This window comes from Blastococcus sp. KM273128 (assembly GCF_021698975.1).
Lineage (GTDB): Bacteria > Actinomycetota > Actinomycetes > Mycobacteriales > Geodermatophilaceae > Blastococcus.
Map to the genome: position 1 here is coordinate 1 of NZ_SSXA01000113.1, position 8502 is coordinate 8502.

Here is an 8502-nt window from a genome sequence, read left to right on the forward strand (position 1 = left end):
GTGGAAGGTATCCAGAAGATCACGCGGTGGCCGCCTTCACGTGCAGGGCCCGCTGGTCACCGGGGCCGTCGCACACCACCTTGGTGGACGCCACTCACCTCGCCGCCGGGCGGGCACCAGCCGCGATAGGACGGTGAGTGCGGCAGCGGCAAACGGGACGCGTCTCTACGGCCGAAGCCAGCTGCGCGACAGGATCACAGTCCCAGACCTGCTCTTCGCTGCGGCCAGTCCACCGCACCCACCGCCAAACCAAACGCTACCGCCGAGCCCTTGCACATAGGAGCTCATCAAGGCGGCACTCGGCGGTTGCGTCGCTACGTCTGACGCCGAGGTCGTCGAGGTACGTGCCGTACGGCGCCGCTTCATCCACTTCCCCGGCGGCCCGACGTTCCAGCCGGATCCGTGGCGTGACTGCGGCAGCGACTGACGCCGCACGCATCCGAGCAGTGCCCTCGAAGTCATGAGCTCCCCGCTTTCCCGCAGGGCGTCCAGCACCTAGATCTGAGGAAGGAGCGACTGGAGCCGAACTGGAGACAGCCTTCCTACGGTCCGGCCGTGATGTCGCTGCACAAACTGACTGCCGGCGACGGCTACACGTACCTGACCCGGCAGGTTGCAGCGCTGGACGCGACCGAGCGCGGCCATGTGGGCCTGGGGGACTACTACTCGCAGCGCGGTGAGTCGCCGGGCGCGTGGGCCGGCGCCGGACTGACCGGACTGGGTGGGGTGGTCGCCGGGCAACCGGTCGAGGAGCAGCAGATGAAGTCCCTGTTCGGACAGGGCCGCCATCCGGATGCGGCGCGGCTGGAACACGAGAGCCTGTCGGCGGGACGCTCTGCGGAGGAATCCCGCGCCGCCGGTGCCCTCGGCGTGGCGTTCCGCACCTTTTCCGTTCCCGCGGAAGGTCTCCAGGCCCGCTGCGCGCAGGAGTACGCCGCGATCAACGCGGCTCGGGGCTCGCCGCCTGGTGCCGCCCTTCCGGAGGAGGAGCGAGCTCGAATTCGCGGAGAGCTGGCGCGGGCCATGTTCACCGAGACTTACGGCCGGCCGCCGTCCGATGCCCGGGAACTGTCCGGGTTCATCGCCCAGGCGTCCCGCCCGGTCACAACCGCGGTGGCCGGCTTCGACCTGACCTTCTCGCCAGTGAAGTCGGTATCGGCCCTGTGGGCTCTGGCGCCGCGGGCGGTGGCGGAGCAGATAGAGGCCGCGCATGCCGCCGCCGTCGCTGACACGCTGGCTTGGCTGGAGCGGCACGCCTGCTTCACGCGGCTCGGCCACGACGGAGTTCGCCAGGTGGAGACAACGGGGCTGGTCGCCGCGGCCTTCACCCACCGCGACTCACGGGCCGGTGATCCCGATCTACACACCCACGTGGCCGTGAGCAACAAGGTGCAGACGACCGACGGTCAGTGGCGGGCGCTGGACGGCCGAGTCCTGTACAAGGCCAACGTCGCGGCGTCGGAGCGGTACAACACCGTCCTGGAGGCAGCACTGGTGGACCGCCTCGGGGTCCGCTTCGCCGACCGCTCCGGCGGTGACTCCGGCAAACGGACGGTGCGGGAGATCCTCGGCATCGACTCCCGGCTGCTGTCTGTTTGGTCGTCGCGGCGGCGAGCCATCGACGTCCGCCGGGGTCATCTGGCCGCCGCCTTTCAGCGTGAACACGGCCGGACGCCGACGGCGTCGGAGGCGATCGCCCTGGCCCAGCAGGCCACCCTGGAGACGCGGGAGGCCAAGCACGAACCGCGTTCCCTCGCCGAGCAACGGGTTGCCTGGCGGCAGGAGGCCCTCGGCGTGCTCGGGGGGCCGGCCCCGCTGAACCGCATGCTCGCCGATGTCCTCCGCCCCAGAAGGAATCCAGCACCGGACGTCACAGAGACATGGGTTTTGACGGCCGCCGGCCGGGTGCTGGCCACGGTTGCCGCACAGCGGGCAACCTGGCAGTTCTGGCACGTCCGCGCCGAGGCCGAACGGGTAGTGCGCGCTGCAGCGCTCGTGCCCGGCGACGTGGACGCCGCGGTGCACCGGGTCACCCAGGCCGCCCTATCCCCCGCCCTATCCATCCCGTTGGGCGGAGCTGATCCGGCAGTGGAGCCGCCGGAGCTGCGCCGGTCCGACGGGACCAGCGTGTACAGCGTCGCCGGTGCCCAGCTCTACACGTGCCAGGCGGTACTGGACGCCGAGGCCCGGCTGCTCACCGCCGCCGGCCGAACTGACGGACGCCGAGTGGACCCCACGGTGGTGGAGCTGGCCTTGCTGGAGACGACGGCCAACGGCGCGCAGCTGAATCCCGGTCAGGCCCAGCTGGTCCGGGAACTAGCCGGCAGCGGCGCCCGGGTGCAGCTGGCTATCGCCCCGGCGGGCACCGGCAAGACCACTTCGCTGGCCGTCCTCTCCCGGGCCTGGAGAACCAACGGCGGCCGTGTACTGGGTCTGGCGCCGTCAGCGGTGGCCGCTACCGGGCTGCGGGAAGCCGTCGCCGCCTACAGCGACACCGTGGCGAAACTCGTTTGGGCCCTCGACGCCGACCGGCGGCCTGACTGGGTTGCCGACGTCGGGCCGGGCACCCTGGTCATCGTCGACGAGGCCGGCATGGCCGGCACGCTGGAGCTCGCCCGCGTCGTCGAGTTCGTGCTGGGCAGGGGCGGGTCGGTGCGGCTAGTCGGCGACGACCGGCAGCTGGCCTCGGTGGCCGCCGGCGGTGTCCTGCGGGAGATCGCCGCGACGCACGGCGCGGTGACACTGACGGAGTTGGTGCGGTTCGCTGATCCGGCGGAGGCCGCGGCGACCGTCGCCATCCGGGATGGGGACACGATCGGGCTCGGCTTCTATCTCGACTCCGGCCGAGTGCACGTCGGCGATCCGACAACCTGCGCCGAGCAGGCATACCTGGCGTGGGCCGCCGATCGCGAACGAGGGGTCGACGCCCTGCTGCTTGCCGCGACCCGCAACGCCGTCCTCATGCTCAACCAGCGGGCCCGAGCCGACCGCCTCACCCGGCTGCGAGAACCCGTGGGGCTGGAGGCGATCCTCGCGGACGGCACCCGGGCCAGCGCCGGAGACATGATCATCACCCGCGCGAACGACCGGGCTTTGCCGATCACTGCAGGCGACTGGGTGAAGAACGGTGACCGCTGGACGGTCTCGGTCGTCCACGCCGACGGCAGCCTGGCCGCCATCCAAGCCGATACTGGTCGACGGGTCACCCTGCCGGCGGCTTACGTGAGCGAGCACGTGCAGCTCGGCTACGCCACCACCGTGCACGGCGCCCAGGGGGTCACCGCCGATGCCTCTCACACCGTGCTCGACGGCACCGAGTCCCGACAGCTGCTCTACGTGGCGCTGTCCCGCGGCAGCGGCGCCAACCACCTGTACCTAGCCACGGTCGGCGACGGCGATCCACACAGCATCGTCACCCCGGCCGCCGTTTCTCCGCCCACCGCCACCGATTTGTTGGCCAGCATCCTGGCCCGGGACGGCGCGCAGCTCTCGGCCACCGGCGCACATAGGACGTCGGTCGACCCCGCGGGGCAGCTGAACTGCGCCGCGAACTGGTACGTCGACGCGCTGCGCTTTGCCGCTATCTACCGCCTCGGTGCTGAGACTGCAGAAGAACTGGAGGACGCTGCCGAACGCTTGTGGGCAGGGCTGACCGGTGCTGCGGCGTGGCCGGCGCTCCGCGGTCACCTGGCATTGCTCGCCCTCACCGGCGGGACCCCCCTCGCCGTTCTGAGAAGCGCGGTCGAGGCCCGCGAGCTGCAGACGGCGGGCGACCCCGCAGCCGTCATCGACTGGCGGCTGCACGTTCCCGGTCCGGTCGGCCCGCTCCCCTGGCTGGCCGGCATACCGGCCGCACTGACCGCCGATCCGCACTGGGGTCCCTACCTCATCGCCCGCGCGGATCACCTCGCCGCCTGCGCGGCGCGGGTAGCCGCCGCAACAGCTGTGATGACAGCGGCCACCGCACCCGCCTGGGCGCGGCACCTGCTAGGCCCGGACCATGCTTCGCTCCGGGCCGAGCTCGCCATCTGGCGGGCCGCTCTCGCCGTTCCCGACAATGACCGGCGCCACACCGGGCCATCCCGGGAACCAGCCACGGAACGCCGCCATCAGGCACGACTGGATCAGGCGGTAACCGCCGCCTGCCCCGCCCGCGACAGCTCGGTGTGGGTCGCACTGGCCGACGGCATCGATCCGCGCATCCGCCGAGACGAACACTGGCCGGTCCTCGCCGACCGGCTGGCCGCCGCTGCCCGCGCCGGTCTGGATGCCGCCGGCATGTTCGCCGCCGTGGCTGCGCAGCGGCCGCTGCCCGATGACATGCCTGCCGCGGCGCTGTGGTGGCGGCTGGCACCCCATTTCGCTCCGGCGACGGTTGCCGGTGCCCCGGGCACGGCCGCGCCACGCCCGGACTGGTGCGCCACCCTCTCGGCCCTGCTGCCCCACGAGGAGGCGCGGGCTGTCCTGGCCGACCCCGCGTGGCCGGCCCTGGTCGCCGGGGTCGCCAACGGCATTGGGGCAGGCTGGTCCCCCGCCGACCTGCTCAGCGCCGCAGTCGCCGGCCTCCGGCCCGCAGTGACCGGCGACCGCACTGGCCTGGTGGAGGCACTGGTATTCCGGGTCGCCGCCCTCACCGACCCCGCCCCGGCCCACGTCGACGACCCTGAACCGCTGCCGGCCGATCTGCAGCCGCCTGACGACGCGTACCTCCTGCCCGCCGTGGACGTCCTTGCGTCCGCTGACTTCTTGGCGACGGACGTGCCGCCCGTAGAGGAGGAGGCGCCGTTCGACCCCGACTACGACACCCCTCCCCCGGCGTCCTCGGCCCGGTGGTTCACACCGGACCCGTTTGCGGTCAACAACGTGAGTGACCCAGCCGACGACGCCGACTACTTGCTCGAGCAGCACTTCTGGGCCACCGCCGTCGTTGGCCGAACCCGGCTCATCGAGCTCAACGCCCAAGCCGCCGCCTTCTTCACCGCCCGCTACCCCGACTCCTGGGCACGCGGTTACGTGCAGAACCGGCTGGGCGCCGACCTCATCGGCGATCCGCGGTTCAGCCCCGGTTACGCACCAGGCGGCTGGACCGCGCTCGTCGGGCACCTGCGCGGTCTCGGCGCCACCGAGGACGAACTGCTCGGCGCTGGGCTGGCTCAGCGCGCGCGCACCGGGGCGCTGATCGACCGTTTCCGCGACCGCCTTGTGTTCCCCATCCACGCCCTCGACGGCGCGATCGTCGGGTTCGTCGCCCGGCGCAACCCCAGCGCAGCAGATGACGGGCACGCCGGGCCCAAATACCTCAACACTCCGGGTACCGATCTGTACCGGAAGGGCGAGCACCTGTTCGGGCTCTACGAGACGCAATCCACGCTGGCGTCGGGAGCGACCCCAGCTCTCGTCGAAGGCCCGCTGGACGCCATCGCCATCACGTTGGCCGGTGCCGGGCGGACCGTTGGCGTCGCCACCCTCGGCACCGCCCTCACCGACCGGCAAGCGGACCTTCTAGGAGCGTGTATCAGTCGTGGCGGTCCAGGCGTACTGGTGGCCACCGACAACGATCCAGCCGGGCAGCAGGCCGCCGAACGGGTCTTCTGGCAACTCACGACCCGTGGCGATGACCCGCGCTGGCTAACCCTCCCCGACGGGCTGGATCCCGCCGATCTCTTCCACCGCGAGGGGCCAACCGCGCTTCGGACGGTCATCGACGCCGCAAGCAGCCTCGCTGACATCCTTCTGGACGCCCGCATCACCGCTGCGCTTTCGGACAGAAGCACTGCAGTGTTTCGCACGGCGATGCGCGACGTGGGCGCCATCATCGTGGCCCTACCGCCCAGCCGGTGGCTGGCACACATTGACCGGGTCACGGAGGTCCTGGGTTTGCCGCCCGGCACTGTCCACAGCGCCGTGCTCGAGACCCAACCGATCACTTCGTCCCCTAACAAGCTCACGGCCGGGCCGCGACAGGCATTCCGGACAACGCCCTCAGATTCGGATCGTCACAAGACGGGTCAAACGGGATGGCCGTCGTCTGGCACTCCCATTGACCTGCGCTAGCCCGTATCTGACGCGAATCCCGCCAGCCGTCGCTGAGAGCCCGTGTTAGATACTGTTCGCAGCCGACGTTGCAGTCTGCTGACGGCGCCTATGACAGGGCCAACTACACCGGTCCAAAGAAGAGTGCTTCGTACGGATGCGATCGGTACGAAGCACTCACAGCGGGATGCGCCGCCAGGATTTGGCCGGGTCTCGACCTACCAACCGAAGACCAGAATTCCTCGGAACGGCAGCCCGAGGCGGCCAGAGGCATAGATGGAGTCCAGCGCGTCACGCGTGTATGCAAAGTCGTTTTGCGCGGTGTTTCGGGTGCCGTATTGGTATCGCGAGCGGACGCCGAGAGCGAGGTAGTCGGCATCAGTAATGAGGGAAGCTCGAACGAGGTCTCGGTAGATGGCGTTACCCTGCACCGCCCGAGCGGACTCGATTTCTAGGACGACTCGCTCTTCCGGGTGCCAACCGTCGATCTCCTGCTTGACCCGCACGACGCCGTTGTCTCCAAACAGTACCGGCCGGTGGATCTTATCGGCTGCACGTTTACTGCCTTCTACGAGCCATCCGTTAGCGATGAGTGGACCTCGCAGGAGGGCGACGACGTCGTCACTGACCAACAACCGGTGAGACGCAGAGTCAATCGCTCCCTGACATGTCGAGACAACTTCCAGGAACGGCTGAACCCAGGTAGCGGGTGTCACTTGTCTGGGGAAAAAGGCCCACGCGGGATATGCCATGTCAGCCACCGCGCCTGATACCGCCCGCCCGCGTGCGCCTAGATCCAGTCATCGAGTCAAGGAGCCGATGGCACGGATGAGGTCGTTGGTGGGCACTGCGCTCGGGGGAAGGGTGGTGAGCAGCAACTCGTCTGCCCCGTCACGGCTGCTTCGGGCCGCGGCGGTGTAGGTGAGTCGAACGATTCGTTTGGAGATGCGCCATTGCTTGATGCCCTCGGCCCGTGCGCCATCTGACGGGTTCATACGGTCGCGACCGTAGAGCAGAAACGACGCGAGCAGCTCCGGGTGGTAGTCGTACGACAATATCCAGCGGTAACGCATCTTGCTGGTCAGATAGCGGGCCAACTGCTCGTGGGCTAAGGCGTTCGGCCATCCCGCGGGAGCGGGGACGGTACGCGGAGAGTGCGTCCCTTCATCAAACGAGGTGTTGTACAACTTCGCCGACTTGCGTAGGTATGGCGGGTCGAGATAGGCGACCACGTGGTTGGGGACGAGCGTCTTGTAGACCGAGGCCGTGTTCTCGAGGGTGTCGCGCCAATCCATGCACCAGACATCAATGAGGCGGCCAGTGTCGTAGAGATGGCCGACATAGGAGATGCGATCGGCAAGCGCATCGGGATTGAACCGGCAGCCAATACTGTAGTCCGAGGTCTGGGAGCGGCCACCGATCGGTCCGGCGCGACCGTGCAAGATTCCGGAAAACGTCGTCCGATTGAGGTATAGGCACTTGACAGCCGACTCGAAACGGGATGTCGACGGACGCGTTCCTGCGGGCGGAGACCAAGCGCGCCAGTAGTCCCAACGTTGCACTGCCTCCGCCGTGCCAGGGGCAATGTATTGCTCGTGCTCGGCGCGCATGCGTGCGATGAGCTCGTCGGTTTCCGACGCAGCGACTTGCCAGAACGCGGCGACGAGCGGGTCGGCGTCGGCGAGCAGAACCCGCCGGACTGTGCCGTCGCCTACAAGGCGGAGGGAAGTGGAGGCGCCGCCCGCGAAGGGTTCGACGAGCAGGTCGATGTCGCGGAGCGAGCGATGCCGTGAGGCGGCATGCAGCAGCTCTCCGATGACTGGCGCCAACCCGGTCTTAGCGCCCGGATAGCGCAGCGGCGTCTGGTACCGGGCCTTGGCGACGCTGTTCGTGATGGCGGCAGGGTCGGTGTGGATGCCGCGGGCGAGCCCTGTGGTGTACCGGGTGGCGAGACTGTCGCTCGCAAGAACAGCTGTGAGAGGTGTGTCTTCTGCGGGCGCGAACAAGCGTCCGTCTGACGTCGCTGCGGTCGCGATCCGATCGTCCGCGTCTGGGGTTCTAGCCGCCATCTGAGCTCCGGTCGCCACGATCATGCCGATCGGCCGGGCGATGGTGGGGGCTGGTCCAGACCCAACTTTCGCTTGGCGACAAGCCGCAGCACGTCGGTGCCGACTCCGATAGGGAATGCCGCCTTTCCGTGCGCTGCCGCGACAGGGATGATCCCGTCCCGGTACATCGAGGAGCCGGTCCGGTCTATGACGTCCAGGATGGCGCCGAGCGTCGGATAGCCGTCAGGACCTGGCTGTCCGCCGCCAGCGGCGTAGGCCGGCCCTGCGGCAGGCATGACCGTGGGGACGACGACGCGCCCGTCTAGCCCGGGGCTTTCACGGGAGAGCGGCGTGACCGGGTGTTGATCAACTGAAAAGTGCTCCTGACCAGCAAGGATGGGTCTTGTCGAGGGACCTATCC

The 8502-nt window shown here is 69.1% G+C and carries 4 protein-coding genes; 1 reads left to right on the forward strand and 3 read right to left on the reverse strand.

All coding sequences use genetic code 11. The features are described from left to right. The first annotated feature begins 558 nt into the window (after positions 1 to 558). Positions 559 to 6054, forward strand: a complete 5496-nt coding sequence (gene mobF, locus E9529_RS20415) for a MobF family relaxase (protein WP_236833106.1) — start codon at positions 559 to 561, stop codon at positions 6052 to 6054. A 197-nt stretch (positions 6055 to 6251) separates the two neighbouring features. On the opposite strand, the gene E9529_RS20420 is transcribed toward mobF, so the two are convergent. The 3 genes from E9529_RS20420 to E9529_RS20430 form a co-directional block, all read right to left on the reverse strand. Further along, positions 6252 to 6539 (reverse strand): hypothetical protein, encoded by a 288-nt coding sequence (locus E9529_RS20420; RefSeq protein WP_236833103.1) that lies wholly within the window; start codon positions 6537 to 6539, stop codon positions 6252 to 6254. 294 nt (positions 6540 to 6833) lie between these two features. Then, complete coding sequence (locus E9529_RS20425) at positions 6834 to 8126, reverse strand: DNA adenine methylase (RefSeq protein ID WP_236833104.1); 1293 nt, start codon at positions 8124 to 8126, stop codon at positions 6834 to 6836. After that, positions 8123 to 8502, reverse strand: a 380-nt coding sequence (locus E9529_RS20430) for a hypothetical protein (protein ID WP_236833105.1), incomplete at its 5' end; no start/stop codon positions are given. The genes E9529_RS20430 and E9529_RS20425, both read right to left, overlap by 4 nt.